This is a genomic window from Sagittula sp., assembly GCF_052825245.1.
The window spans coordinates 1-24,880 of the sequence record NZ_JBRBWD010000030.1; the positions used below are offsets into that span (position 1 = coordinate 1).

At 68.6% G+C, this 24,880-nt stretch carries 23 protein-coding genes; 7 read left to right on the forward strand and 16 right to left on the reverse strand.

What is annotated here, in order from left to right; genetic code table 11:
* Window positions 1–160: 160 nt before the first annotated feature.
* Entirely contained in the window at window positions 161–1,738 is a 1,578-nt protein-coding gene (locus ACU0DV_RS10555; RefSeq protein ID WP_446242777.1) for an ABC transporter substrate-binding protein, read from the reverse strand.
* Window positions 1,739–1,858: 120 nt separating this feature from the next.
* On the opposite strand from ACU0DV_RS10555, the gene ACU0DV_RS10560 reads away from it, so the two are divergent.
* Window positions 1,859–2,554: a DUF1028 domain-containing protein gene (locus tag ACU0DV_RS10560; protein WP_446242778.1), complete on the forward strand. Its 696-nt coding sequence runs from the start codon at window positions 1,859–1,861 to the stop codon at window positions 2,552–2,554.
* A gap of 36 nt (window positions 2,555–2,590) precedes the next feature.
* On the opposite strand, the gene ACU0DV_RS10565 is transcribed toward ACU0DV_RS10560, so the two are convergent.
* On the reverse strand, window positions 2,591–3,301 hold the full coding sequence (locus tag ACU0DV_RS10565; RefSeq protein ID WP_283981190.1) for a FadR/GntR family transcriptional regulator: 711 nt from the start codon (window positions 3,299–3,301) through the stop codon (window positions 2,591–2,593).
* A 121-nt stretch (window positions 3,302–3,422) separates the two neighbouring features.
* Between ACU0DV_RS10565 and ACU0DV_RS10570 the strand changes: the two genes are divergently transcribed.
* From ACU0DV_RS10570 to ACU0DV_RS10580, 3 genes are all read left to right on the forward strand, one after another.
* Window positions 3,423–4,649, forward strand: a complete 1,227-nt coding sequence (locus tag ACU0DV_RS10570; RefSeq protein ID WP_446242780.1) for a M20 family metallo-hydrolase — start codon at window positions 3,423–3,425, stop codon at window positions 4,647–4,649.
* 159 nt (window positions 4,650–4,808) lie between these two features.
* Window positions 4,809–5,885: a CaiB/BaiF CoA transferase family protein gene (locus ACU0DV_RS10575; RefSeq protein ID WP_446242781.1), complete on the forward strand. Its 1,077-nt coding sequence runs from the start codon at window positions 4,809–4,811 to the stop codon at window positions 5,883–5,885.
* Window positions 5,882–6,562 carry a nitroreductase gene (locus tag ACU0DV_RS10580; RefSeq protein WP_446242782.1) on the forward strand — a complete coding sequence of 227 codons (681 nt, stop codon included), beginning with the start codon at window positions 5,882–5,884 and terminating at the stop codon, window positions 6,560–6,562. The genes ACU0DV_RS10575 and ACU0DV_RS10580 overlap by 4 nt, the downstream gene beginning before the upstream one ends.
* 66 nt (window positions 6,563–6,628) lie before the next feature.
* Here the strand turns inward: ACU0DV_RS10580 and ACU0DV_RS10585 are convergent, their stop codons facing one another.
* Complete coding sequence (locus tag ACU0DV_RS10585) at window positions 6,629–7,558, reverse strand: aldo/keto reductase (RefSeq protein WP_446242783.1); 930 nt, start codon at window positions 7,556–7,558, stop codon at window positions 6,629–6,631.
* A gap of 237 nt (window positions 7,559–7,795) precedes the next feature.
* Here ACU0DV_RS10585 and ACU0DV_RS10590 point away from each other — a divergent pair, with 237 nt between their 5' ends.
* Both ACU0DV_RS10590 and ACU0DV_RS10595 read left to right on the forward strand, forming a co-directional pair.
* The gene (locus tag ACU0DV_RS10590) at window positions 7,796–8,494 is read left to right on the forward strand and encodes a vWA domain-containing protein (RefSeq protein WP_446242784.1); all 699 of its coding nucleotides are present in this window, start codon (window positions 7,796–7,798) and stop codon (window positions 8,492–8,494) included.
* Window positions 8,495–8,977: 483 nt separating this feature from the next.
* Complete coding sequence (locus ACU0DV_RS10595; protein ID WP_446242785.1) at window positions 8,978–9,613, forward strand: MliC family protein; 636 nt, start codon at window positions 8,978–8,980, stop codon at window positions 9,611–9,613.
* 95 nt (window positions 9,614–9,708) lie between these two features.
* On the opposite strand, the gene ACU0DV_RS10600 is transcribed toward ACU0DV_RS10595, so the two are convergent.
* The 12 genes from ACU0DV_RS10600 to ACU0DV_RS10655 form a co-directional block, all read right to left on the reverse strand.
* Window positions 9,709–10,782 (reverse strand): BMP family ABC transporter substrate-binding protein, encoded by a 1,074-nt coding sequence (locus ACU0DV_RS10600; RefSeq protein WP_100929262.1) that lies wholly within the window; start codon window positions 10,780–10,782, stop codon window positions 9,709–9,711.
* A gap of 111 nt (window positions 10,783–10,893) precedes the next feature.
* Window positions 10,894–11,817 (reverse strand): ABC transporter permease, encoded by a 924-nt coding sequence (locus ACU0DV_RS10605; protein ID WP_198521722.1) that lies wholly within the window; start codon window positions 11,815–11,817, stop codon window positions 10,894–10,896.
* Window positions 11,818–11,823: 6 nt separating this feature from the next.
* Complete coding sequence (locus ACU0DV_RS10610; RefSeq protein ID WP_446242786.1) at window positions 11,824–12,066, reverse strand: hypothetical protein; 243 nt, start codon at window positions 12,064–12,066, stop codon at window positions 11,824–11,826.
* Complete coding sequence (locus ACU0DV_RS10615; protein ID WP_100929264.1) at window positions 12,063–13,151, reverse strand: ABC transporter permease; 1,089 nt, start codon at window positions 13,149–13,151, stop codon at window positions 12,063–12,065. Before ACU0DV_RS10615 ends, ACU0DV_RS10610 begins: the two co-directional genes overlap by 4 nt.
* Window positions 13,152–13,190: 39 nt before the next feature.
* On the reverse strand, window positions 13,191–14,714 hold the full coding sequence (locus ACU0DV_RS10620) for an ABC transporter ATP-binding protein (protein ID WP_100929265.1): 1,524 nt from the start codon (window positions 14,712–14,714) through the stop codon (window positions 13,191–13,193).
* The gene (gene xdhC, locus ACU0DV_RS10625) at window positions 14,681–15,625 is read right to left on the reverse strand and encodes a xanthine dehydrogenase accessory protein XdhC (RefSeq protein ID WP_446242787.1); all 945 of its coding nucleotides are present in this window, start codon (window positions 15,623–15,625) and stop codon (window positions 14,681–14,683) included. The genes ACU0DV_RS10620 and xdhC overlap by 34 nt, the downstream gene beginning before the upstream one ends.
* Window positions 15,622–18,072 carry a xanthine dehydrogenase molybdopterin binding subunit gene (gene xdhB, locus ACU0DV_RS10630; RefSeq protein WP_446273543.1) on the reverse strand — a complete coding sequence of 817 codons (2,451 nt, stop codon included), beginning with the start codon at window positions 18,070–18,072 and terminating at the stop codon, window positions 15,622–15,624. The genes xdhC and xdhB overlap by 4 nt, the downstream gene beginning before the upstream one ends.
* Before the next feature lie 124 nt (window positions 18,073–18,196).
* The gene (locus tag ACU0DV_RS10635) at window positions 18,197–19,555 is read right to left on the reverse strand and encodes a xanthine dehydrogenase small subunit (protein WP_446242789.1); all 1,359 of its coding nucleotides are present in this window, start codon (window positions 19,553–19,555) and stop codon (window positions 18,197–18,199) included.
* Between the two features lie 298 nt (window positions 19,556–19,853).
* Complete coding sequence (locus ACU0DV_RS10640; protein WP_446242790.1) at window positions 19,854–20,351, reverse strand: SRPBCC domain-containing protein; 498 nt, start codon at window positions 20,349–20,351, stop codon at window positions 19,854–19,856.
* A gap of 94 nt (window positions 20,352–20,445) precedes the next feature.
* Window positions 20,446–20,901: an SRPBCC family protein gene (locus ACU0DV_RS10645; protein WP_446242791.1), complete on the reverse strand. Its 456-nt coding sequence runs from the start codon at window positions 20,899–20,901 to the stop codon at window positions 20,446–20,448.
* Window positions 20,898–21,230: an ArsR/SmtB family transcription factor gene (locus ACU0DV_RS10650; RefSeq protein WP_446242792.1), complete on the reverse strand. Its 333-nt coding sequence runs from the start codon at window positions 21,228–21,230 to the stop codon at window positions 20,898–20,900. The genes ACU0DV_RS10645 and ACU0DV_RS10650 overlap by 4 nt, the downstream gene beginning before the upstream one ends.
* Before the next feature lie 89 nt (window positions 21,231–21,319).
* On the reverse strand, window positions 21,320–21,919 hold the full coding sequence (locus tag ACU0DV_RS10655) for a MarR family winged helix-turn-helix transcriptional regulator (RefSeq protein WP_100929272.1): 600 nt from the start codon (window positions 21,917–21,919) through the stop codon (window positions 21,320–21,322).
* A 177-nt stretch (window positions 21,920–22,096) separates the two neighbouring features.
* Here ACU0DV_RS10655 and ACU0DV_RS10660 point away from each other — a divergent pair, with 177 nt between their 5' ends.
* Window positions 22,097–23,605 carry an MDR family MFS transporter gene (locus ACU0DV_RS10660; protein WP_446242793.1) on the forward strand — a complete coding sequence of 503 codons (1,509 nt, stop codon included), beginning with the start codon at window positions 22,097–22,099 and terminating at the stop codon, window positions 23,603–23,605.
* Between the two features lie 219 nt (window positions 23,606–23,824).
* Here the strand turns inward: ACU0DV_RS10660 and ACU0DV_RS10665 are convergent, their stop codons facing one another.
* Window positions 23,825–24,721, reverse strand: coding sequence for an alpha/beta hydrolase (locus tag ACU0DV_RS10665; RefSeq protein WP_446242794.1), 897 nt, complete (start codon window positions 24,719–24,721; stop codon window positions 23,825–23,827).
* Window positions 24,722–24,880 lie beyond the last annotated feature (159 nt).

Sequence of the window (24,880 nt, forward strand, 5' to 3'; positions counted from 1 at the left end):
CCCCCCCCCCCCCCCCCCCCCCCCCCCCCCCCCCCCCCCCCCCCCCCCCCCCCCCCCCCCCCCCCCCCCCCCCCCCCCCCCCCCCCCCCCCCCCCCCCCCCCCCCCCCCCCCCCCCCCCCCCCCCCCCCCCCCCGGATCGGTGCGGAACGCGCCGAAACCTCAGTTCTTCACGACGTCGTCGAGCAGCAGGAAGAACGACGGCTGCAGGGCGAAGTTCTCCACCCGGTCCGATGTCACGGCGTTCTGCTTCCAGTTGGCGACAAAGACCCAGGGCGCATCTTCCTGCACGATGGTCTGCATCTCCTTGTAAAGCTCGGCGCGCTTGTCCTGGTCGGTGGCGACGCGCGCCTCTTCCAGCAGGGCATCTACCTCCGGGTTCGAATAGTAGCCGGAGTTGAAGCCGCCCTTGTCGGGCCACGCGTCGGTGCGCAGCGCGAGGAAGGGCAGGGTGTCCGGGTCGTTGGTCATCCACGCCATCTCGGCCATGTCCGCCTTGCCTTCGAGACCGGGGTTCACCTCTCCGAGGAAGGTGTTCCACTCGTAGGTCTCGATCTTCACGTCGAAGCCCACGGCCTCCAGGTCCGCCTGGATCGCGGTGCCCATGGCGATCGGGTCGAGCATCCCGGACCCGCCCTCGGTCACGTAGAAGGTAAGCTCGGCCCCCTCGGCCCCGGCATCCGCCAGCATCGCCTTGGCCTTCTCCGGGTCATAGGGATAGGGCTCCAGCTCGGAATTGTAAGCCCAGGCAAAGGCGGGCGGCGTGGGTCCCGCGGCCACGTCCGCGGTGCCTTCCAGCACCTCGTTGACCAGCGCTTCCTTGTTGATCGCGTAGTTCGCCGCCTGCCGCACGGCCTTGTCGGCGAATGGGCCTTCCTTGGCGTTCAGGATCAGGAACCAGACGTGGGGACCGGCCTGTTCGAAGACCTGGTAGGCATCCGACTGGAATTCCGACAAGGCGACCGGGGGCACTTCGACCATCAGGTCGATGCCGCCTGCCAGCATCTCGGCGGTGCGGGTGTTGGCGTCGGTGATCGGGCGGAAGACGACGGCCTGCAGTTCGGGCGCGCCGTCCCAGTAGTCTGGGTTGGCTTCCACGACCACGGCCTCGTTCGACCGCCACTCGGCGAACTTGAAGGGGCCGGTGCCGGACGGGTTGCGGCCGAAGTCCGCGCCGTGTTGCTCCACCGCCGCGGGCGACACGATCAGGCCGGTGGGATAGGCGAGGTTCGACAGGAACGGCGCGTAGGGGCTGCCCAGCGTGAACTTCACCGTCAGGTCGTCCACCGCCTCGACGTTCTCCACCGCCGAGAAGAAGAAGGCGAGCGGGAAGGGGCCAGTGTCGTGGTAGGGGTGATCCTCGTTCAGCATCCGGTCGAAGTTGAACTTCACCGCCTCGGCGTTGAAGTCGGAACCGTCGTGGAACTTCACGCCCTCGCGCAGCTTGAAGGTATACTCGGTCCCGTCCTCGGAGATCTCCCAGCTTTCCGCCAGCGCAGGTTCGACCTCCAGCGTGCCGTCCTTGTAGCGCACCAGCCCGTCGTAGACGTTCATCAGGATGCGGAAGTCGTTCACCGCCGTCACCGCTGCCGGGTCCAGCGCCTTGGGCTCGGCGATCTGGCCGACGATCAGCACGCCCGGGGGCGTCTGCGCCTGCGCGCCCGGCACCGTGGCCAGGGTCAACGCCAGCGCCGTACCGGCAGCCATCAGGCCGCGGCGGGTCATTTTGAGTAGCAACATTGGGTTCCTCTCCTGTTTTTTCATCCGGGCCGTCACCGGCTGCGGTTAATTTATCATGATAAATTGAAATGGGGCAAATTTTCATGATAAATTCAAGTCCGACGACGAAAGGACCCATCCATGACAATTTCGATCCTCGCATACGACGAAAAAACGGGCGCTTGCGGGGGGGCGGCCACCACGGGCAGCCTGTGTGTCGGGGGCTGGGTCCTGCGCGGAGACGCCGAATCGGGCATGACCGCCTCACAGGGGTCTCTCCCCTCGACGATGTGGGGGACGGAGGCGCTGGCCCTCATGCGCAGCGGAGTTCCGGCAGCGGAGGCCGTGGCGCGCGTCACCACGCCAGACACCGGAAAGGCCGAACGGCAGATGTCGGCGCTCGACCTGACCGGGGCGACCGCCCATTTCACAGGAGCGAACAGCATCTCTGTCGCCGGGGCGCGCGAGGCGCCGGGCGTCGTGGTGGCAGGCAACCTCCTTGCCTCCGAGTCGGTGCTGGATGCCTGCCTCGAGGGGTTCCTGACCGGCAAAGGCGGGCTGGATGAGCGGCTTCTGACCGCGTTGGAGACGGCCTCGCGCGCAGGTGGCGACAGTCGGGGGCTCTTGTCCGCGGCGCTGCTGGTGGTCAGCCGGACGACGCCGCCGATGACGTTGCGCGTGGATTACTCCGAAGCCCCGCTTGCGGCCCTGCGGGTCCTGCATGGCCACGCGACCAACGGCCTTTATGCCGACTGGCTGCGCCATGTGCCCGTGGCGGACGATCCCTACCGCGCGCTGCCGTTCGCCTCGACCGAACTGCCGGTCGCCGATACCTGACCTGCAACGGGTTTCACGGCAACAACGCAGGCCGCTTCACACGATGAACCGCTTCATCACTTCGGCTTCCTGATCTTCCATCATTTGCCGCGCCTCCTGCATGTGTTCGCGCATGATGCGCCGCGCGGCTTCCGCGTCGCCATCGCGCAGCGCGGCGATCAGGTCGATCTGGTGCTCGCGTCCGTTCCGCCAGAGGTCGTGGTTCGGCTGGGTGTAAAGCCGCTTGTAGACCGTCAGGTCGGTCAGGATCTGCGCCATGAAGCCGATGAAGAACCCGAGCATCGCATTCTCGCCGAAGTCCGCCAGACGGGCGTGAAACTTCAGTGACGAGACATGCTGCACCCGCTCCTCCTCCGCGTCGGCGGCGGGCTGGGCGTAGTCCTCCATGATCGCGGACAGTTCTGCCAACTGGTCCTCGGTCAGGCGCCCGGCAAGACTGGCTGCCATCTCCGGCTCCAGCGCGATGCGGACCTGGTATATGTCGTCGATGGTGATGTGCTGGAAGTAGAAGAAATTCGCCAGCAGCGCCCGCGCCCGCTCGCGTGACACTTCACCGACGAAGAGGCCGCCGCCCGGGCCTGTCTTGGTCTCCACCAGCCCCTGCGCCTGCAACAGCCGGAGCGCCTCGCGGATGGTGCCCTTGGACATGGCGAAGCGCTGGATCAGTTCGGTCTCGCCGGGCAGCCGGTCCCCGGGTTTCAGTCCCTGTTCCACCACCCAGTCCTTGATCGCGTCGGCCACCCGCACGGGGCGGGATCGGCGTTGAGGAGGGGTGGGAAGGGAGGACATGGAATGCGGACGTGACTGCTGGGGCGAATGCGTTAAGATACCAAGTGAATCAATTTATCATGATAAATACAAGGGTGAGATGACCTACGGAGAGACCGCCGCCTCCCGATTGGACGCGATTGCACGCGCCTCGGCAAGTGCCGAAGGTGTGACTCGCCTGCCATGGACGGAACACCACCGCGCAGCCCTCGACCAGATCGCGTCGTGGATGACGGACGCCGGGCTGGAGCCCGCGCAGGACGCCGCCGGAACGCTGGTGGGCCGCAGTCCGAACCCGGAAGGCAAGCCGGTCCTGATGATCGGGTCGCATCAGGACAGCGTCCCCTCGGGCGGTGCCTTCGACGGGATCATGGGCATCGCGCTCGGATGCCTTGTAGCCGGCGCGCTGAAGGATCGCCTGCCCGCGCTGCCTTTCGCGCTGGAGGTGCTGGCCTTTGCCGACGAGGAGGGCGTGCGCTTCCCGACGGCCCTGATCGGCCCCCGCGCGCTGGCCGGCACGCTGAAGGCCGAGGCGCTGGACATGACCGACCGCGACGATGTGGCGATGCGCGACGCGATGCGGGCCTTCGGTGTGGCGGTGGACAAGATCGGCGCGGTGCAACGCGCCCGGCGGGATGTCGTGGCCTATCTGGAGGCACACATCGAACAGGGTCCGGTGCTCGAGGCCGAGGACCTGCCCGTCGCCGCCGTCAGTGCGATCTGCGGGATTTCCCGCTTCGACATGCGCATCACCGGAGAGACCGGCCACGCCGGGACCGTGCCCATGGACGGGCGGCGGGATGCATTGGTGGCGGCGTCGCGGATCATTGCGGCTATCAGCGACGCGGCGGGGCAGGTTCCGGACCTGCGGGCAACGGTAGGCACGCTGGCCCTGAAACCCGGCGCGGTGAACGCCATCCCCGCCGATGTCCGCTTCCCGCTTGAGATACGCGCGCCGCAGGACACCCTCCGCGAGGCCTTCGAGGCGGAGGCCATGGCGCTGGCGCGGGATATCTGTTTCGACTCCAACTGCGACCTGAGTGCGGTCCGGACCTACGCGCAGCCTGCGGCGGTCTGCGATCCCGGTCTGACGCGGGCGTTGGAAGGGGCTATCGGCAAGGCAGACCTCGTGCCGCTGACCATCCCCTCGGGAGCCACCCACGATGCGTCGGCGATGGCAGACCTTTGCCCGATCGCGATGCTGTTCGTGCGGTGCCGGGGCGGTATCAGCCACCGACCCGACGAATTCGCCTCCGCCGCCGACATGGACTTGGCGGTGCGGGTGATGGCAGGCGCGATCCTGGCCTACGCGGACGAACTCGGCTGAGAGGGCGCGCACGGACGGTTCCGGGCACGGGCTGTCGGTGCGGCCCCGGCACAGTCGTCGCGAAACCGGATGCAGGGCGGGGCTGTGCGCCGCCTTGGCTGGCCGCCGAACGGCGCAAATCCCCTTTCCTTCCGGTCCGACTTGCGCTCCAGTGCGGGCATGCTGACCGGATTGCGCATCCTCGAGTTCGAGGCCCTTGGCCCCGCCCCCTTCGCCGCCATGCACCTGGCGGACCTTGGTGCGGAGGTGACCGTCATCCACCGTGCCACCCCCGACAACCCGTCGAAACAGCCGAATAACCTGCTCGACCGGGGCAAGCGGTCCATCGTGCTGGATCTGAAGACGCCAGAGGACATCGTTGTCGCCAAGGCCCTGATCGCCCGTTCCGACGCGCTGATCGAGGGGATGCGGCCCGGGGTGATGGAACGGCTCGGCCTCGGGCCGGAGGTGGCGCACGCGCTGAACCCGGGGCTGGTCTACGGGCGGATGACGGGCTGGGGACAGGACGGGCCGCGCGCGCGACAGGCCGGGCACGATCTGAACTACGCCGGGCTGAGTGGCACGCTGTTTTACGGCGGCCTTCCGGGCGATGTCCCCGGCGTGCCGCCGACCCTGCTGGGCGATATCGGCGGTGGGGCGCTCTACCTCACGGTCGGCATCTTGAGCGGCGTGCTGAACGCGCGGAGAACCGGCAAGGGCTGTGTCGTGGACGCGGCCATCGTCGACGGCACCTCACACATGCTGTCGTTGCTGCTCTCCATGGGGCCGATGTTCTCACGCGAGGCGCGTGGCGCGTCGCTGCTGGACGGGCCACACTGGTCGCGCTGCTATGTCTGCGCCGATGGAGGCCATGTCGCGGTGCAATGCCTTGAACCGAAGTTCTACGCGGAGTTCCTGGAGATCATGGGGCTCGGGGGCGATCCGGCCTTTGCCGAACAGTTCGATCCCGTGCAGTGGCCGGTTCAGACCGCGCGGCTGGCGGGCCTCTTCGCCGCGCGGCCGCGGGATGAATGGGTGTCGCTGTTCGACGGCTCCGACGCCTGCGTCGCGCCGGTGCTGAGCCCGGCCGAGGCGCAGCAGGATCCCCACATCGCGGCGCGGGGCATCTGGCAGGACGGTGTGCCCGCACCGGCACCGCGCTTCGACGGCGTGGTGCTCGGCACCGGCGACATCGCACCGCGGGGCGCAAAAGGGGCGGAGATACGCGAGACCTTGAGACAGGAGGGTCTGATATGACGAAGGAGAATACGCTGGCCGCCAGCTTCGGAGCGCTTCTGCGCGCGCGGGCCTCCTGCCGTGCGTTCACGGATCAACCTGTCGACCGGGCGCTTGTGGAGGCGGCTCTGCGCGATGCGCAGCAGGTGCCGTCGTGGTGCAACTCGCAGCCGTGGGAGGTCCACGCCTGCGGGCCGGAGGAAACCGCCCGTCTGGCCCCCGCCTTCTTCGAGCATGCGCAGTCCGGCGCACACGCGACCGACATCCCGTTCCCGAAGGCTTGGGACGGTGTCTACAAGGACCGGCGCAGGACGTGCGGCTGGCAGCTTTACGGCGCGCTGGGGATCGAGAAGGGCGACCGCGTGGCCTCGGGCCGGCAGATGCAGGAGAACTTCCGGCTGTTCGGCGCCACGGGCTTCCTGCTGATCACCACTCCGAAGGTGCTGGGCGCCTACGGCGTGCTCGACTGCGGCGCCTATGTGACCGCGGTGCTGCTGGGGCTGGAGGCGCGGGGTATCGGTGCCGTGGCCATGGCCTCCGTCGCCGGGTTCTCGCCCTTCATGCGGGAGTGGTTCGACGTGGCCGATGACCGGGACGTGCTGTGCGGGATCGCCTTCGGGATGCCCGACCGCGACCATCCGGCGAACAGCTTCCGTACCGAGCGCGCCAGTCCCGACGAGGTCGTGCGCTGGCGGTAAGACGGGTGGCGAACCCGGGCCCGACAGGCCCGGAACCCCCACCCTACACCCTGTAACGCCTAGGGATCAGGCCTCTTCCAGCCGGTCCGTGGCGGGGGGCGGCGTAGGTCCCAGCGCGGTGATGCGGTCGTAGAGGTCCTTGTCCATCGGCCAGTTCATCGCCGCGAGCGAAGGGCGAAGCTGCGCCTCCGACCGGGCTGACAGGATCGGCGCGGGCCGGGAAGGATGCAGCGCGACCCAGGCCACCGCAAGCGTCGCCGCGTCGGTCCCGATCTCTTCGCCCAGGTCGGCCAGCGCGCGGGCGGTCTCGTGCATCTGTGCCTCGCCGTAGCGTTTGGCGTAGCGTTCATCTGTGGCGAGCCGTCCGCTGCCGCCGCGCGCGTACTTCCCTGTCAGGAGGCCGCCGCCCAGCGGCGAGTAGGGCACGGGGAGGATGCCTTCGGACTGGCACATGGGCAGGATCTCGACCTCGGCCTGCCGTTTCACGAGGTTGTACATCGGCTGGATGACGTCGATCTTCGTGCCGAAGCGCACGGCTGTGGCCTGGGCCTTCATCACCTGCCAGGCGGCGTAGTTCGAGACGCCGATGTAGCGGATCTTGCCCGCGGCCTGCACCTCGGCCAGCGTCTCGAAGGTTTCCTCCAGCGGCGTGTCGGCGTCCCAGCGGTGCATGTAGTAGAGATCGACCGTGTCCATGCCCAGCCGTTTCCGGCTTTCGTCGAGCGTTGTCAGTATGTTGTGACGGGAGGCGCCGCCGGGGAAACTGGCCTTCGTCGCGATGAACAGCCGTTCGCGCTCGGCCGCCGCGAATCGGCCCAGCAGGGTCTCGGAGGCGCCGTCGGTGTAGACGTAGGCCGTGTCGAAGTGGCGGATGCCTGCGGCGCGGCAGGCCTCGAACATTTCGGCGCTGGCGCGTTCGTCGGCGGTGCCGCCGAACTGCATGGTGCCAAAGGCGAAGCGGGCGGGCGTGTCGCCCGAGATCGTGGTCAGGGTCATGGCGCAGAGACTGGCACGGCGCGGGCCGCACGGGAAGCGAGATATGAGGAGGCGTTTGCTTTGGCGTGTCAGGGGCGCCCGGTGGTGTCTCGCGTGGAATGCCGCGGATGCGACCATTGTCCAATGCCGGGAAAACGGCTTTCTGTCAGCGGGTTAAGGCGGCGGCTGGTCCGGTGGTGTGCGCGGGACTCGACAGACTCACGGGGGGCGGGCAGGCTGTCGGGGAGGAGGAGTTTCATGAAAGCTCTTTGTCTGACGCTTGCCGCGATGACCGCCTTGCCCGTGTCGGCGGGGGAGAGTTGTACGGAGGATGCGATGATCGTGTTCGACGGGTCGGGGTCGATGGCGGAGATCGGGTTCAACGCGATAGGCGAGCCGCGAATCGTTCAGGCGCGGCAGGCGATGCGTCAGGTGCTGCCGGACATCGCGGTGCTGCGGCGGCTGGGACTGGTGATCTACGGCCCCGGCGGCGACCGGACCTGCCGGAACGTTGACCTGCGGCTGAGGCCGCAATGGCAGGCGGATGCGCCGATTATCTCGGAAATCGAGGGGCTTAGACCGGCCGGTGGGACGGCCCTCACGGATGGTGTGCGGCTGGCGGCGGAGACGCTCGACTACCTCCACACGCCGGGTGCGGTGGTGCTGGTGACGGATGGGAAGGAGACCTGCGGGGGGACGCCGTGCCAGCTGGCGGCGGAATTCGCGCGGGAGGCGCCGGGGCTGACGGTGCATGTCATCGGCTTCAAGGTGCGGAGCGATCACTGGGACTGGAATACGCCCGACACGGAGACGGAGAGCGTGGCGCGCTGCCTTGCCGACGACACCGGCGGGCAGTACCTGAACGCCGAAACGGTGGACGATCTGATCGGTGCGCTGCGCGTGACGCTCGGGTGCAACGTCTTAGGATCGTTGGAGAATATTACGGAGATCGAGTGAAGTGGCGCATCGGTCCGCGGGCCGGTAGGCCTGTGACAGACGCCGCGTGAGAGCCTGCAGGGGCGAAGCTGTGCACGCCTGTCAAAGGCGCTGGGCGCGTGTCGGGAACAGTCCGGAAAAGCCCCAGACAGCCGAGAGTTAAGGCAAATTCACCTCTGCGCCGCGAGGGGGCGCAGTTAACCCAGCGCACGCACGGGTTGATGGAGCGTGCGCCTGCCTGCAACGGGCCAGATCTTGTGGGGCCCCGTTCCGGCACATCTAGGCGCAAGGAAGTCTTCACGAAGATGGACGCGCCGTTACTGGTGAACCGGCCGTTTCGACCCCTCGTTCCGGCCGGTTGGTAACCTTTTGCACCGTGCGTTGCGCAACAGGCGGGAAAAGGTGGTTAACGGGCGGATCTGTCGCGGACTGGACCGCGCTGCATTTCCTTTGACAGGCCCGGCCGGGACAGCGGACAATCGTGCACCTTCAGGGAGAGTGAGCATGACCCGCATTCCGACATCTTTGATTTTCGCCGCCCTTGCTGCCACCGCGCCGGGCGTGGCGCTTGCCGCCGATCCGGCCTTTGACTGCAGCAAGGCCGACGGCTCCGTCGAGGAGATGATCTGCAACAACGACGTGCTGGCCGAACTCGACCGGGAGATGGCGCGGCTTTACGGGCTTGCGGTGAACGACCCGAACCTTGGCGCGGACCGGATGAACGAGCTGAAGGCGATGCAGCGCGGCTGGATCAAGGGCCGCAACGACTGCTGGAAGGCGGACGACATGGCCGGCTGCGTGGCGGAGAATTACGCCATGCGGATGCACGAGCTGCGCATGGGCTATGCCAACGCCCGCAGCGACGACGCGGCAGGCATCACCATCGGGCCGCTGGCCTATGTCTGCGGCGGGCTGAACGCCGGGATCTCTGCCGTCTTCGTGAACGGGGCAGAGGGGCTGGTTTCGCTCAAGTGGAGCGACAAGGACGTGGCCCTGACGCAGGCGATTTCCGGGTCAGGGGCGCGTTACGAGGGCGAGAGTTTCGACGGGGCCTACGAGTTCTGGACCAAGGGCCGCGAGGCGCTTCTGACCACGCCCGAGACGGGGCAACTGAACTGCATGGAGGACGAGATCGGCTGAGGGCCGGGGCCGGGCGCACCGGCGGTTGCAGGCCTGTTTTGCGAAGGGATGATGACGCCGCGCCCCGAAGGGCGCGGCGCCGGTCGTTTCCGGGCTTACTGCGGGATTTCCGCGTCGATGCCCTCGACATAGAAGCTCAGGCTTGCGAGGTCGGCGTCGGAGGCGGTTTCGCCCTCGGCCAGCCAGACGGAGCCGTCCGCCTTGTTCAACGGGCCGGTGAAGGGGTGGTATTCGCCCGACGCGATGCTGTCCTTCAGGGCCAGCGCCTCGGCCTTCACGTCTTCGGGCACGGCGTCGGTGATCTCGCCGATGCCGACCATGCCGGCGCCGATGCCGTCCCAGGTGTTGTCCGATTCCCAGGTGCCGTCCATCACCGCCTGGATGCGGTCGATGTAGTAGGGCGCCCAGTTGTCGATGATCGAGGAGACGCGCGGCGTCGGCGCGTATTCGATCATGTCGGAGGCCTGGCCGAAGGTGATGACGTCACCGGCTTCCTGTGCGGCGGCCTGCGGCGCGGTGGAGTCGGTGTGCTGCAGGATCACGTCCGCGCCGTTCTCGATCAGCGCGCGGGCGGCGTCGGCCTCTTTCGCCGGATCGAACCAGGTGTAGGCCCAGATGATCGAGAACTCGACATCGGGGTTCACCTTCTTGGCGTGGATGTAGGCGGAGTTGATGCCGCGGATGACCTCGGGGATCGGGAAGGAGGCGATGTAGCCGATCTTGTTGGTCTTGGTCATCTTGCCGGCGATGTGGCCCTGGATCGCGCGGCCTTCGTAGAAGCGCGCGGAGTAGACGCCCACGTTGTCGGCGGTCTTGTAGCCGGTGGCGTGCTCGAACTTCACGTCCGGGAACTTCTCGGCGACGGCGATGGTCGGGTCCATGTAGCCGAAGGAGGTGGTGAAGATGATGTCGGCGCCCGACAGGGCCATCTGGGTGATCGCGCGTTCGGCGTCGGCGCCTTCCGGCACGCTTTCCTGGAAGATGGTCTTTACCTTGTCGCCGAAGTGCTCCTCGACCGCGAGGCGGCCCTGGTTGTGTTCGTAGGTCCAGCCGCCGTCACCGACGGGGCCCACGTAGATGAAGCCGGCGGTCACCGGGTCCTGTGCAAAGGCGGCCTGCCCGAGCGAGAGCGCGAGCGCGGCGGTGGTCAGCAGGGTTCTGCGGTTCATGTTTCAACTCCCTTGGTTGTCGTTGTGTCGGTGTGTCGTTGAGCGTCGTGTCCGGTGCGGCCTGTCCGTCGTGGTGCACGATAGCCCGGTGTCGGTGTCGCGGGCCATGGGTCAGGTGGTGGCGTGGAACGGTCGCCCGAGCGAGGCCGGCGCGCCGTGATGCCCGCGTGCGGAGATGATGACAAGCACGAGGATCGTCACGATGAACGGCGAGGCCGAGAGCAGCGCGACGGGCACGTTGGCGCCGACGGCCTGCAGGTTGAGCTGGAGCACGTTGATCCCGCCGAAGAGGTAGGCGCCGATCAGCACGCGGCCCGGCCGCCAGGAGGCGAAGACCACGATGGCGAGCGCGATCCAGCCGATCCCGGCGGTCATGCCCTCGGTCCATTGCGGGACGCGCACGAGCGAGATGTAGGCGCCGCCGAGGCCCGCGCAGGCGCCGCCGAAGAAGATCGCGGCCAGCCGGATCAGCACGACCTTGTAGCCGAGCGCGTGGGCGCTGTCGTGGCTTTCGCCGACGGCGCGCAGGATCAGGCCGGCGCGGGTGAACTTGAGGAAGGCCCAGACGGCCAGCACCAGCAGCAGCGAGAGGTAGACCATGGCGTCGTGGCTGAAGAGCATCCGGCCGACGACCGGCAGGTCAGACAGCACGGGGATGTCGAGCTTGGGGGTGGGCGGGGACTTCATCCCCTCGTAGGACTTGCCCACCAGCGAGGACACGCCCAGCCCGATCATCCACAGCCCGAGGCCGGTGGCGACCTGGTTGGACAGCAGGAACTGGGTGAGCAGGCCGAACGCCATGGAGAAGATCGCGGCGGCCAGGGAGGCGGCGACGAAGCCCAGGAACGGCGAGCCGGTGCTGACGGCGGTGGCGAAACCGGTAACGGCGCCGATGATCATCATGCCCTCGACGCCGAGGTTCAGGACGCCGGCCTTTTCCACCACCATCTCGCCGATGGCGGCCAGCAGGATCGGCGTGGCCGAGACCATGATGGAGGCAATCAGGAGGACGGGGCTGATCGAACTGAGGTCCATGCGGGTCTACACCTTGATCCAGAGAAACGACGCGGCAGATCCGGGCGCGATCCCGACCGCCGCGACCGCCGAGAGGCGCAGCGGGCCGCGCGGCAGGGTGCCCGCCAGCCCGGGGGCCGCCTGCACGGTGCGTCGGAGCGGCGCGGCGGGGAAGGGCGGGACGGCCGGGCCGCTGCGCCCGGTCTGGTGACGGAGGCCGGAGGCCACGGTTGCCGTGGCGATGTCGGTGCGGCGGAGGGCGGCGGTCATGCGGCGACCTCCCCCCGGCCGAAGCGCAGGCGGTAGTTGATGAACACGTCGGTGCCCAGCAGGAAGAACAGGAGCATCCCCTGGAAGAGCTGGATCGAGGCGCCCGGCAGGCCCAGCATCAGCTGCGCCAGTTCGCCGCCGATGTAGGTCAGCGCCATCAGCAGCCCGGCCAGCAGGATGCCGATGGGGTTCAGCCGCCCGAGGAAGGCCACGATGATCGCGGTGAAGCCATAGCCGGAGTTGAAGTCGATGCTGATCTGGCCCGCGGGGCCGGAGACCTCGAACAAGCCTGCCATACCCGCCAGCAGGCCCGAGAGGCCGAGGCAGAACAGCACGATTCGCGCCGGGTTCACGCCGGAGAAGCGCGCGGCGCGGGGCGCCTCGCCGGTCAGCCGGACCTGAAAGCCCAGCATGTGCCGCGACAGCATGATGTAGGCGAAGATCACCGCGATCAGCGCCGCGACCACCCCCCAGTGCGCGCCCGTGCCCGAGATGATCTCGGCGTTGTGGGCGGCGTCCCATTGTTTCAGGTTGCGCGATCCGGGGAAGCCCATGCCTTCGGGGTTGCGCAGAAGCCCGGTGGAGACGGAGCCGAGGATGGTCTCGGCCACGTAGACCAGCATGAGCGAGACGAGGATCTCGTTGGTGCCGAGCGTGGTGCGCAGGATCGCCGGGATCATTGCCCAGGCCCAGCCGCCAAGCGCGCCCGCAAGGATCATCAGCGGGAAGATCAGCGGGCTTTCGGACGGGTAGAAGGCAAGGCCCGCCCCGGCGCCGCAGATCGCGCCCATGATGTACTGGCCTTCGGCGCCGATGTTCCAGATCCCGGCCTTGAAGCCGATGGACAGGCCGATGGCGATCAGGATCAGCGGCGCGGCCTTTACCAGCAGTTGCGGGCGCGAGTAGGCGGCGAACTGCGGGTGGAAGAGCGGGTCCCAGAACAGGGTGCGGATCGCCTCGAACGGGTTGGCGCCAAGGGCGGCGAAAAGCGCGGCCCCGGCGATCATGGTCAGGATCACCGCGATCACCGGCGTCAGCGCAGACCAGAGCCGCGACGGCTGCGGGCGTTTCTCCAGCCGGATCATGCGGCGGCTCCGGTGCATGCGCGGGCGGCGGTTCGCGGGTCAGCCGTGCACATGGGCCACCTCCATGTCATGCGCGCCGCCCATCATCAGGCCGATCTTCTCGGTATCGAGGTCGGAGACGGGGCGGGTGGCGGAAAGGCGGCCTTCGTTCAGGGCGCCGAAACGGTCGGAGATTTCCATCAATTCGCCGAGGTCCTGGCTGATGACCACGACAGCGCCGCCCCGGGCGGCCACGTCGAGGATCGACTGACGGATGAAGGCGGCGGCGGCGGCGTCGACGCCCCATGTCGGCTGGTTCAGGATCAGCACGTCGGGGTTCTGGGCGATCTCGCGGCCGACGACGAATTTCTGCAGGTTCCCGCCCGAGAGCGCGCGGGCGGCGGTGCCGGGGCCGGGGGTGCGCACGTCGAAGTGGCTGATGACCTCCTCGGCGAAGGTCTGGGTCTTCGACCAGTCGATGAAACCGCTTTTCACCAGCCCCTTGCGCAGGGCGGCGGTGAGCACGGCGTTTTCCGTCAGGCTCATGTCGGGGGCGGCGGCGTGGCCAAGGCGTTCCTCGGGCCCGGTCAGCAGCCCTTCGGCGCGGCGGGCGGCGGGGCCCTGACGGGACATGTCCTGCCCCTTGAGGAACAGCGATCCGGGGGCAGAGAGCCGTTCGCCCGAAAGCGCCATCAGCAATTCGTCCTGCCCGTTGCCCGCGACGCCGCCGATGCCCAGCACCTCGCCGCCGCGGACCTCGAAGGTCACGCCGCGGAGCGGCGTGCCGAAGGCGCCGGGGGCAGGCAGCGTCAGGTCGCGCGCCTCGAGCAGCACCTCGCCCTTTTCGGTGGCGCGGGATTCGGGTGTGGCGAAGGTCGTGCCGACCATCATCTCGGCCAGTTCGCGGGCAGTGGTGTCGGCGGGCGTGCAGGTGTCGACCAGCTTGCCGAGGCGCAGGATCGTCGCCGTGTCGCAGAGCGCGCGGATCTCTTCGAGCTTGTGGGAGATGTAGAGGATCGAGGTGCCTTCGGACTTCAGTTTCCGCAGCGTTTCGAACAGGATGTCCACCTCCTGCGGGGTCAGCACCGAGGTGGGTTCGTCCATGATCAGCAGGCGCGGCTCCTGCAGGAGGCAGCGGATGATCTCGACCCGCTGACGTTCGCCGGCGGAGAGCGTGCCGACGGTGCGCGACGGGTCGAGCGGCAGGCCGTAATTTTCGGAGACCTCGCGGATCTGCCGGGCGAGATCGCGCATGGGCGGCGGGTTTTCCATGCCGAGCGCCACGTTTTCGGCCACGTTCAGCGCTTCAAAAAGAGAGAAATGCTGAAAGACCATGGCGACGCCGCCCTGCCGCGCCTCGGAGGGCTTGGCGGGCCGGTAGGGCTGGCCGTCGAGCGTCATCGTCCCGCTGTCGGGTTTCACCAGCCCGTAGATCATCTTGACCAGCGTCGACTTGCCCGCGCCGTTCTCGCCCAGGAGCGCGTGGATCTCCGAGCGGCCGATGTCGAAGGACACGTCGCTGTTGGCGATCACGCCGGGGTAGGCCTTGGTCAGGCCGTCGATGCGGAGGAGGGGATCGTCCACTTTTGATCTTTCTCACTGTCGGGGCGGAGTATCTGCGCGGCGACGCCGATGGCAATGGCCTGCGGGTGCTTGCCGAAGGCTTTGTGCCCGATCGGACAGCAGATGCGGTTTATTTGGGCGTCGGTGTGGCCGAGGTCACGCAGTCGGCGGGTGAAGCGGGCGCGCTTCGTGTCCGACCCGATCAGCCCGCAGAAGGCGAAGCGGTGGGACAGCGCCGCATGGCAGAGCGCGAGGTCGAGCGCGTGGCTGTAGGTCAGGATCAGGTGGTGCGCGTCGGGCGGGGCGTGGCGCATGAGGCGCTGGGGTTCGGCGTCGGGGAGGGGCGTGACGCCGTCCGGCACGGTGGCTGGGAAGCGGTCGGGCGCGGTGTCGATCCAGGTGATCGCGAGGTCCGGCAGGGGGGCAAGGGTGTTGACCAGCGCCCGGCCGACGTGGCCCGCGCCCCAGATCCACAGGGGGCGGCGCGGCGGGGTCATCGGCTCCACCATCCAGTCGCCAAGAAGCTGCGGGGCAGGCGTCTCGCCCTGCGCGCGGGCGCGGTCGGCGAGGCGGCGGACGGGCAGCGGCGCCTCGCCCGGGCCGCGCGCGTAGAGGGCGGCGGGCGGCGGCAGGGTTTCGGTGGTGAACTGTTCGGTCAGGAGCGTCACGGCGCCGCCGCAGCACTGGCCCAGGGCGGGGCCGAGCGGGTGGCGGCTGAGCCCGGTGCGGGAGAAGGCGCGTTGCGCGGCCTCCAGCTCCAGCGCGCCGCCGCCGATGGTGCCCTCCTGCCCGAAGCCCTCCGGCGTGGCCCAGACCAGCATCGACGCGCCGGTTTCGCGCGGGGTGGAGCCCTGCGTCGCCGCCACCACGACCCGCGCCACCCGGCCATGTGCGGCGCAGGCGCGGGCGAGGGCGTCGCGGTCGAAGCTCATGCGCCGTCCTCGCCGCGGACCCGGCGGACCGCCATCAGCAGCCGTTCCGGCGTGGCGGGCGCGTCGAGCGCCGGGTAGTTGGGGCCGCAGAAGCTGAGCGCGTCCGACAGCGCGAGGAAGGCGGAGATGCCGAGCATCAGGGGCGGTTCGCCCACAGCCTTCGAGCGGTAGATCGTCGGCTTCACGTTGCGCCCGTCCCAGAGCGCCACGTTGAACACGTCCGGCCGGTCGGAGCAGGCGGGGATCTTGTAGGTCGAGGGCGCGTGGGTCCGCAGGCGGCCCTCGTCGTCCCAGACCAGTTCCTCGGTGGGGAGCCAGCCCGCGCCCTGCACGTAGCCGCCCTCCACCTGCCCGATGTCGATGGCAGGGTTCAGCGAACTGCCCGCGTCGTGCAGGATGTCGGTGCGCAGGATGCGGTTCTCGCCCGTCAGGGTGTCGAGGACGACCTCCGTGCAGGCGACGCCGTAGGCGAAGTAGTAGAACGGCCGGCCCTGGCCCTTCACCCGGTCCCAGGAGATGTCCGGCGTGGCGTAGAAGCCGGTGGCCGACAGCCCGACCCTGCCCTGGTAACATTGCGCGGCGGCCTCCGCGAAGGTCAGCCGCGTGTCGCCCAGGATGACGTGGCCATCGGCGAAGACGACCTTCTCGGCCGGCGCGTCGTGCAGCCGGGCGAGGTGCGCGGCCATGGCATTGCGCAGCTTGGCGCAGGCATTGGCCACGGCGGCGCCGTTCAGGTCGGAGCCGGAGGAGGCGGCGGTCGCCGAGGTGTTGGGCACCTTGGCGGTGTCGGTGGCGGTGATGCGCACGGCGGACATGGGCACGCCGAAGACCGACGCTGCCACCTGCGCCACCTTCTGGAACAGGCCCTGTCCCATCTCCGTCCCGCCGTGGTTCAGCGCGATGGAGCCGTCCTGGTAGACATGCACCAGCGCGCCCGCCTGGTTGAGGTGGGTCAGCGTGAAGGAGATGCCGAACTTCACCGGGGTGAGGGCGATGCCCTTCTGCAGGATCGGGTTCTGAGCGTTCCATTGCTCGATCGCGGCGCGGCGGTCGTGGTAGTCGCACGACTCGATCAGCGCCTCCGTCATTTCGTGCAGCAGGAAGTCCTCGACCGGCTGGCCGTAGGGCGTGGTCTGCACGCCTTCGGGCGCGACGGGGGTGTCGCCTTCGGGACCCGCCTGGGTGTCCCCGCGCGAGGTATGCTCGACCGAAGGGTCGGGGGCGTGGTGCTGCCGTCCGTCGGTGGAGGTGTCTTCCGGCTGGCCCGGCGCGGTGGCGGGGGGCGCCTCGGCCGCGTCCGCGGGCGCGGCAGTGTAGTAGTTCGCCTGCCGCACGGCGAGCGGATCCAGCCCCAGCGTGTGGGCGATGTGGTCCATCACCCGCTCGATCCCGACCATGCCCTGCGGGCCGCCGAAGCCGCGGAAGGCGGTGGCGGACTGGGTGTTGGTCTTCAGCCGGTGGCTTTCGATGCGCACGGCGGGCAGGTGATAGGCGTTGTCGGCGTGCAGCATCGCCCGGTCGGCCACGGGCAGCGACAGGTCCTGTGCCCAGCCGCAGCGGGCACACTGGGTGAAGGCGATGCCCTCTACCCGGCCCGCGTCGTCGAAGCCCACGCGGTAGTCGATCCGGAAATCGTGGCGCTTGCCGGTGATGGTGAAGTCGTCGTCCCGGTCGTAGCGCATCTTTGCCGGGCGGCCGGTCGCGGCGGCGACCACGGCGCAGGCGATGGCCAGCGCGTTGCCCTGGCTTTCCTTGCCGCCGAAGCCGCCGCCCATGCGCCGCGTCTCCACCCGGACCTTGTGCATGTTCATGTGGAGCGCGTGGGCGACCTTGTGCTGGATCTCCGTCGGGTGCTGGGTGGAGGAGTAGACATGCATGTCGCCATCCTCCATCGGCACGGCGGCGGCGGCCTGTCCTTCGAGGTAGAAGTGTTCCTGGCCGCCGATCTCGATCCGGCCGTCGAGCGTATGGGGCGCGCCGTCGATGGCCGCATCGGCGTCGCCCTTCGACCAGACCACCGGGCCGCCCTCGAACCGGCTGCCGGCCTCGAGCGCGTCGTCGACGGTGAGGATCGGCGCCTCTTCCTCCGTCTCGATCCCGGCGAGGCGGGCGGCGCGGCGGGCGGCGAGGTGGCTTGTCGCCGCCACGAGGAAGAGCGGCTGGCCGAGGTAGTGGATGGTGCCGTCGGAGAGCATCGGCTCGTCATGGTTGGAGGGCGAGCAGTCGCAGTCGGAGGGCAGATCGCCATGGGCCCAGACGCCCACGACGCCCGGCGCGGCGCGCACCGGGTCGAGGTCGAGCGCGGTCAGCGTGCCGCGGGCGACGGGCGAGAGGCCGAAGGCCAAGTGCAGCGCGCCTTTGGGCAGCGGGATGTCGTCGGTGTAGCGGGCCTGCCCGGTGACGTGCAGGTGCGCGGTGTCGTGCGGCAGCGGGGCGCGGACGGTCATCGTGCGGTGCCCCGTGACAGGCCGCCGCGACGGGAAGTATGAGTATTTGCAAAGCAGAGAAGCAGGGGCGCGCGCCCGGCATGGCGGCGGGGGACTCTGTTTGGGACGCGGTCTGGCGAGCTGGTCATGGCGTCACCTCCAGCACGTTGGTCCGGGCCCCGATCTGGTCGAGGTAGACGCGGGAGAGCATGTTGCAGGCGGCGGTGATACGGTAGTCGGCGGAGGCGCGCATGTCGGACATCGGCTGGAAGTCCGCCTCCCAGGCGTCCCATGCCTCGATCAGGGTCTGGTCGTCCCAGGGCTGGCCGGTGATCGCCTGTTCGACATGGGTGGCGCGTTTCGGCGTGGCCGCCATGCCGCCGAAGGCGATGCGGGCCCCGGTGACGATGCCGTCCTCCACCGTGATGTTGAAGGCGCCGCAGACCGCGGAGATGTCCTGATCGAAGCGCTTGGACAGCTTGTAGACCCTGAGGCGGTCGGGCTGGCGGGGGATGGAGATCGCCTCCACGAATTCGCCGGGGCGGCGGTCCTGCTTGCCGTAGGCGAGGAAGAAGTCCTCGAGCGGGATCTGCCGGGGGCCGTCCCTGTGGCGCAGGTGCAGCGTGGCGCCGAGCGCGATCAGGGCGGGCGGGTTGTCTCCGATGGGCGAGCCGTTGGCGACGTTGCCGCCGATGGTCGCGGCGTTGCGCACCTGGGCGGAGCCGTAGCGGCGGATCATCTCGGCGTAGCTGGGGTGGTGTTCGGCCATGAGGTCGCGCACGCGGTCCATGGTGACGCCCGCGCCGATGGTGATCGTGTCGTCGGTCACCTCGATCTGCTGGAGGCCGGTGCAGCGGTTGAGGAAGATCAGCGGCTGCGGCTGTTTCAGCGCCTTCGTCACCCAGAGGCCGACGTCGGTGGCGCCTGCCACGAGCGTGGCGTCGGGGTGCCGGGCGCAGAGGTCGGCCAGCGCTTCGGTCGTTTCGGGGGCGAATTCCTGCGGCGTGGCCTCGGGCGGGGTGTCCGTCATGTGGCCGGGGACGGCGGCGGAGGTGGCGGCACGGGCGGCGCGGACGATGGGCGCGTAGCCGGTGCAGCGGCAGAGGTTGCCCGCCAGCGCGTCGTCGTGGGCGTCATCGCCGTTCAGGTGTGCCACCGCCATGGAGACGATGAAGCCGGGTGTGCAGAAGCCGCATTGCGAGCCGTGCAGCTCGACCATCGCCTCCTGCACCGGGTGCAGCGTGCCGTCGGGGGCGGCGATGCCTTCGACCGTGCGGACCGCCTTGCCGTGCAACTGGGGCAGGAAGAGGATGCAGGCGTTGAGTGCCCGGGCGCCGCGGTCGTCGGTGACCATGACGGTGCAGGCGCCGCAGTCGCCTTCGTTGCACCCTTCCTTGGTGCCGGTCAGGCCCCGTTCCTCGCGCAGCCAGTCGAGAAGCGTCGCCGTCGGGGAGACGCCCGCGAGGTGCACGCTCTCTCCGTTCAGAAGAAAGGTGATGTCCATTCAGAAAGCCCGCCGCCTTACCCATTGCCCCGCCGTTTGGTGACGGGGTGTGCGCCCTCGATGCGGCGTAGAAAGCGCACAATTGTCCCTGTTTCCATCAGGCTAGGCGGGTGAAAAGCGGCTTGGCAAGGGGTTTTTGCCTTTTTATGCGCCATGCGGGCCGGAGGTGCCTGTTTGCAAGGCCGCGCGGCGGGGCAGGTGCGGCGGGCGGGCAACGGGATGCTGTCCGGCGGTGGCGTTCTTCAACCTGGTGTTGCAATGGTGCCGGTCCGGCGGGCCGGTATGGGCGGCGTGGCGGTCAGTGCGCCGGCTGCGTGACGCTTTGTTCGAGGTTGTTCAGAAGGGCCGTCCAGCCATGCTTGCGGCCCTCGGGGCCGTCGGTCTGGCCGATGCCCTGAAGGGTTTCGGTGAAGGTGAGGCGGGTGCCCTTGCCGCTTTGCTCGAAGGTGACGGTGGCGAGCGAGGCGGAGTGCACGCGCCCGTTGATCGACATGGTGTAGGCAAAGACGATGCGGGCCCTGTCCTCGATAACGAGGTAGGTGGTGGCGTTGCGGTGCTCGCCCCTGAAGGTGGCCATGGCGGGGTCGTCGGAGGTGTGCAGGAAGCGGCCCGTTTCCGTCCCGCCTTCGCGGAAGTCGAGGGTGTGGTCGAGCGTTTCCCAGCCGGGGCCGTCGTTGTCGGCGAACCAGGCGCGCTTCAGGGCCGGGTCGCTCCATGCCCGCCAGAGGGTGTCGGGCGCGGCGGCGATGTCGCGGGTGAGGGTGAAGCTCTGGTGGTGGTGGGCCGTGGTGGTCATGGCGGTCTCCTTCGGATCGGGCACGGGGGCGCCGGTCGCCGTCCGCGGTGGGGCGGCGGCGGTCGGGCCTGCGTGCAGGTGATTTCGTATGTGGTCAGGCGTTGGCGGGTTCGGTCGCGAGGCGGGTGAGCGAGTCGAGCGCGCCGGTCCAGCCCTGCGCGTAATCGTCGAAGAGGTCGGGCCCGGCGAAGCTGGCGATCTGGAGCGTGACCGTCAGGTGCGTGCCGCCGTCCTGCGCCGCGATGTCGTGGGTGCAGAGCGAGGTCGACAGAAGCTCGCCGCCGATGATCAGCGATTCCGTCGACACGAGGCAGGCCGGGTCGACGCGGTGGAAGGCGGTGTGGGTCTCGAACTCCGGCGCCTCCTTCGGGCCGCAGCGGGCCTTCTCGTGGCCGCCGGGGCGGCAGTCGAATGCGTCGATGATCACGACGGCGGTGTCGGAGGGGGCGCCCCATGCCTCGCGCCCGTCCTTCGTGGTCAGGAGGCGGAACAGCCGGTCGGGCGCGCAGGCGATCTGCCGTTCCAGCGTCATGGTGGTGAAGTCAGTCATGTCCTGTCCTCCTGTTCGAGACGTTCGGCCAGAAGGGCCAGCCGGTCGAGCCGTCCCTCCCAGATGCTGCGCTGGCGGGTGAGCCAGTCCTCGGCGGCGGCAAGCGGCGCCGGTTCGATGTGGACCATGCGGGTGCGCCCGGTCTTGATCGAGCGCACGATGCCCGCCGCCTCCAGCTTGTTGAGGTGCTTGAGGAAGGAGGGCAGCGCCATGTCGTGACCGTCGTGCAGGTCGGAGACGGCGGCCGGTCCGCGCGCAAGCCGCTCGATCACCGCCCGGCGGGTCGGATCGGAGAGGGCGGCGAAAAAGGAATCGAGTTGCTGAGCCATGTGGATAGCTTTCCACATGGATAACTATTGGTCAAAGGATAAGTTAGCCAACCGGCAAGGTTTGGCCGGGCGGCACGCGGCAGGCGGCGTCAGTCCGTGTCGGAGAGGTCCGAAAGCCCGTTGCGCAGGATGGCGATTTCGTCAGCCACCGGACCGGAGGGGCAGGCGGCGCTTTCCGACCAGGCGCTGAACCGTTCCAGGAGCGGCAGGAAGGTGGCGATCTCCTCGCGGGTCCAGGCCTGCAGGTAGCTGCCCAGCACGAGGAACTTGTAGTTGCGCACGGCGTCGACGATGCGCACGCCCTTGTCCGTCAGCTCCAGCACGGTGCGGCGGGCGTCGGCCTGGCTGACGGAGCGTTTGAGCATCCCGCGACCGATCAGCTCGGAGGTCATGCGGCTGGCGCGCGAGGGGTCGATGTTCAGCCGCTGCGCGACGGTGGAGACCATCGTTTCCGACCTGTCCTCGTCGCCGAATTCGTTGGCGGGCGCCCAGACGGCCATCAGCACGTCGAGCTGCGCGAGGTCGATGGGCAGGCCCAGTTCGTCCAGCGCCCGGTAGCCCAGTTCGCGTTTGAAGACCCGGCGGCGCCAGACCTGCAGAACGGCATCAATGTCCAGCGCGGCCTGGGTGTGTTCCGCGTCGACGCCGGCCCGGGCCAGCTTCTGCTTCAGGATATCGTCTCGGTTCATGTGCTCCACATAGCATGTGCGTATTTGCTTGTCCCAACCAAATGCATGACATTGACATGCATCTGCAATCGGCACATATTCAGTTTCAAATCCGGACCGCCCGCGCCTGCCCTGTCTTGTCCTCCCGGACAGGGCGGCACGGGCGGTTTCAGTGTTGATATCTTGGGAACGCGTGAAATGTCACTTACCGAAACAACCGCCCATTACGAGGAGGCGCCCGACGATGTCGCGGTGCGGCTCGTTCTGGGCGCCGTGGCGGCGACGCTGCTGTTTGCCTCGCTTGGCCAGACCATCGTCTCGACCGCGCTGCCGATCATGGTCGCCGACCTTGGCGGCATGGACCACCTGACGTGGGTCATCACCGCCTACCTGCTGGCCTCGACCATCGCGGCGCCGCTGGCGGGCAAGCTGGGCGACATGTACGGGCGCAAGCTGGTGCTGCAGTCGGGCATCATCGTCTTTACCATCGGCGCCGTGATCTGCGGCGTGGCGATGAACATGGGCATGGTCATTGCCGGACGCTCGGTCCAGGGGCTTGGCGCGGGCACGCTGATCGTCACCTCGATGGCGACTGTGGGCGACCTGCTGCCGCCGCGCCAGCGTGGCATGGCGCAGGGCATGATGGGCGCGGCCTTTGGCGTGTCGACGGTGATCGGGCCGCTGCTGGGCGGCTTCATCGTGCAGCACTGGTCGTGGCACTGGATCTTCTTCGTGAACCTGCCGGTGGGTCTTCTGGCCTTCGTCATCCTCGGCATGGCGCTGCCGCGCCGCGACGACCTGACGAAGCGCAAGGTGGATTACCTGGGCGCCGCGCTGCTGGCCTCCCTGCTGGCGGCCATCGTGCTCTTGCCCAACGCGGCGCAGAGCGCGGGCGGCTGGGGCAGCCCCGCGGTGCTGGCGCTGGCCGCGATCGGCGTGCTGACGATGGCGGGCTTCGTGCTGGCCGAGACCCGCGCGGAAGAGCCGATCCTGCCGATGAGCCTGTTCCGCAACAACACATTCGTGGTGGTGAACACGGTGGGCTTCCTTGTCGGCATGGGCATGTTCGGCACGATCACCTTCCTGCCGCTGTTCCTGCAGGTGGTTAAGGGCGTGTCGCCCACCGGATCGGGCCTGTTCCTCGTGCCGATGATGGGGGGGCTGATCTTTGCCTCGACCATGGCGGGGCGGATCATGTCGAAGACCGGGCGCTACCGGCTGATGCCGGCGATCTCGACCGGTGTGCTGGCGCTGGCGATGGTCGTGCTGACCACCGTCGGCACAAACAGCCCGCTGTGGCTGATCGGCGGCACGATGGTGCTGGTCGGGCTGGGGCTCGGACCGGTGTTCTCCGTCGGCGTGGCGGCGATCCAGAACGCGGTGCCGAACTCGCTTATGGGCGTGGGCACCGCCTCGGCCAACATGTTCCGGCTGATCGGCGGCGCGCTGGGAACGGCGGCCTTCGGTGCGCTGTTCAGCGCCGGCCTCGCGCGCAACCTTGCGGGGCAGGTGCCGGGCGCCGGTGAGGGCGGCCTGAGGTCCATCGGGGCGGAGATGGTGCAGAGCCTCCCGCCCGAGGTGCAGGTCCGCGTCATGGACGGCTTCAGCGCCGCGCTGCACCCGGTCTTCTGGGTGGCGGCGGCTGCGGCGGCCCTGGCCTGCGTGATGTCGATGATGTTGAAGGAATTGCCGCTGGCGGGCGAATAAGCCCGCCGCGGTCTGCGGTGTCTCCCCGCCCGCGTGAGGTGTGCGCGGGTTTGCCGGTCCCTCGAATCCTCTCGGGGACCGGCCTTTTTTTGGCCGGATGGGGGCGCGGATGAGGACGGGGGCTGTGCCCTGTTGGGCTGGTCATGCCGCGTAATGTGATATCGTGATGGATGCCGTTGCCCGTCCGATGTGGGCGGGTTTCGCGACGTGTCCTGTCGCTCAGGACTTGAGGAAGTCCGCGATGCGGTTGACCGCCGCCTTCACGCTCAGGATCGAGTTGTGACCGCCGTGCGGGAAGACCGCGACCTCCGTATTGGGGCTGAGGTTTCTCAGCTTCTCGACGTCGCTGACCGGCGCGGCCCAGTCGTCCTGCGCGTGGACCGCCAGCAGGCGCTCGGTCCGTTCGGCGGCGATGGGATGCCAGGGCAGCGACAGGTGGAAGGGCGCGCCGAGTTCGCTGACGCGGTCCACGAAGAGGTCGAGGCAGCGCCCGGAGAGCCCGTATTGTTCGCCGCCGTTGCGCACCAGCCGCACGAGGTCCAGCGGCGTGGACACCAGCACCACACGGTCGCAGCGCAGCCCGCCGTCGAGCGCGAAGAGCGCGGCGTTGGAGCTGACGCAATGGCCCACGATGCCGTCATAGGGGCCGTGCGCCGCGCAGGAGCGGTGGATCGCCTCCGTGATGTCGCGCATGGAACAGACGGTCTGCGCGTGGTACATGTGCCCCGGCAGCACGGTCACGTCGACTGACAGCCCGGCCTGATCCAGCGCGCGCAGAAGGCGGGTGAACTGGCGGTAATGGCCGTCGTGCCCCGGCACCACCAGCACGCGGCGCGCGCCGGGGCGGTGGCTGTGGCGCATGATCGCCATGTCGTCGTCGATCGGCAGGATCTCGAAACGGTGGCGGCCCTTGGCGGAGAGCTCGTCGATGAAGCCGTGGGTCGAACTGAGATAACGTTTCGCCAGCACGTCCGCCGTGCGCGACGGCGCGACGGCAGCCGCCACGACAAGCGCAAGCCGTTTGAGCCGCGCCTTCAGCGTGAGCGGGGGCGCGGGATCGAATGCGGCCTCTTGCTCCGCGAGGGCGGCGCTGGAGAGTTCTGTTGCGTCGTTCATGGCGGGGAAACGGTGTACTTGCTGAAGAGCGGGGACCTACGGGACGTTTTCACAAAATCCAGCCTGAGGGCGAATAAAGGCATGAGTGGGGCCGGATTGTTGATATTTTGCGCACAGCGGGACACGGGTTACATCTCAGGGTAGTCTACGCGACCGGCG

Coding starts and splice junctions, on each gene's coding strand:
- xdhC (WP_446242787.1), bottom strand. CDS start 15,625: ATGAGCTTCGACCGCGACGCCCTCGCCCGCGCCTGCGCCGCACATGGC.
- ACU0DV_RS10610 (WP_446242786.1), bottom strand. CDS start 12,066: ATGACCGCCGCCCTCCGCCGCACCGACATCGCCACGGCAACCGTGGCC.
- ACU0DV_RS10635 (WP_446242789.1), bottom strand. CDS start 19,555: ATGGACATCACCTTTCTTCTGAACGGAGAGAGCGTGCACCTCGCGGGC.
- ACU0DV_RS10585 (WP_446242783.1), bottom strand. CDS start 7,558: ATGACCCTGACCACGATCTCGGGCGACACGCCCGCCCGCTTCGCCTTT.
- ACU0DV_RS10555 (WP_446242777.1), bottom strand. CDS start 1,738: ATGTTGCTACTCAAAATGACCCGCCGCGGCCTGATGGCTGCCGGTACG.
- ACU0DV_RS10560 (WP_446242778.1), top strand. CDS start 1,859: ATGACAATTTCGATCCTCGCATACGACGAAAAAACGGGCGCTTGCGGG.
- ACU0DV_RS10640 (WP_446242790.1), bottom strand. CDS start 20,351: ATGACCACCACGGCCCACCACCACCAGAGCTTCACCCTCACCCGCGAC.
- ACU0DV_RS10600 (WP_100929262.1), bottom strand. CDS start 10,782: ATGAACCGCAGAACCCTGCTGACCACCGCCGCGCTCGCGCTCTCGCTC.
- ACU0DV_RS10590 (WP_446242784.1), top strand. CDS start 7,796: ATGAAAGCTCTTTGTCTGACGCTTGCCGCGATGACCGCCTTGCCCGTG.
- ACU0DV_RS10580 (WP_446242782.1), top strand. CDS start 5,882: ATGACGAAGGAGAATACGCTGGCCGCCAGCTTCGGAGCGCTTCTGCGC.
- ACU0DV_RS10575 (WP_446242781.1), top strand. CDS start 4,809: ATGCTGACCGGATTGCGCATCCTCGAGTTCGAGGCCCTTGGCCCCGCC.
- xdhB (WP_446273543.1), bottom strand. CDS start 18,072: ATGACCGTCCGCGCCCCGCTGCCGCACGACACCGCGCACCTGCACGTC.
- ACU0DV_RS10605 (WP_198521722.1), bottom strand. CDS start 11,817: ATGGACCTCAGTTCGATCAGCCCCGTCCTCCTGATTGCCTCCATCATG.
- ACU0DV_RS10570 (WP_446242780.1), top strand. CDS start 3,423: ATGACCTACGGAGAGACCGCCGCCTCCCGATTGGACGCGATTGCACGC.
- ACU0DV_RS10650 (WP_446242792.1), bottom strand. CDS start 21,230: ATGGCTCAGCAACTCGATTCCTTTTTCGCCGCCCTCTCCGATCCGACC.
- ACU0DV_RS10615 (WP_100929264.1), bottom strand. CDS start 13,151: ATGATCCGGCTGGAGAAACGCCCGCAGCCGTCGCGGCTCTGGTCTGCG.
- ACU0DV_RS10655 (WP_100929272.1), bottom strand. CDS start 21,919: ATGAACCGAGACGATATCCTGAAGCAGAAGCTGGCCCGGGCCGGCGTC.
- ACU0DV_RS10660 (WP_446242793.1), top strand. CDS start 22,097: ATGTCACTTACCGAAACAACCGCCCATTACGAGGAGGCGCCCGACGAT.
- ACU0DV_RS10595 (WP_446242785.1), top strand. CDS start 8,978: ATGACCCGCATTCCGACATCTTTGATTTTCGCCGCCCTTGCTGCCACC.
- ACU0DV_RS10645 (WP_446242791.1), bottom strand. CDS start 20,901: ATGACTGACTTCACCACCATGACGCTGGAACGGCAGATCGCCTGCGCG.
- ACU0DV_RS10665 (WP_446242794.1), bottom strand. CDS start 24,721: ATGAACGACGCAACAGAACTCTCCAGCGCCGCCCTCGCGGAGCAAGAG.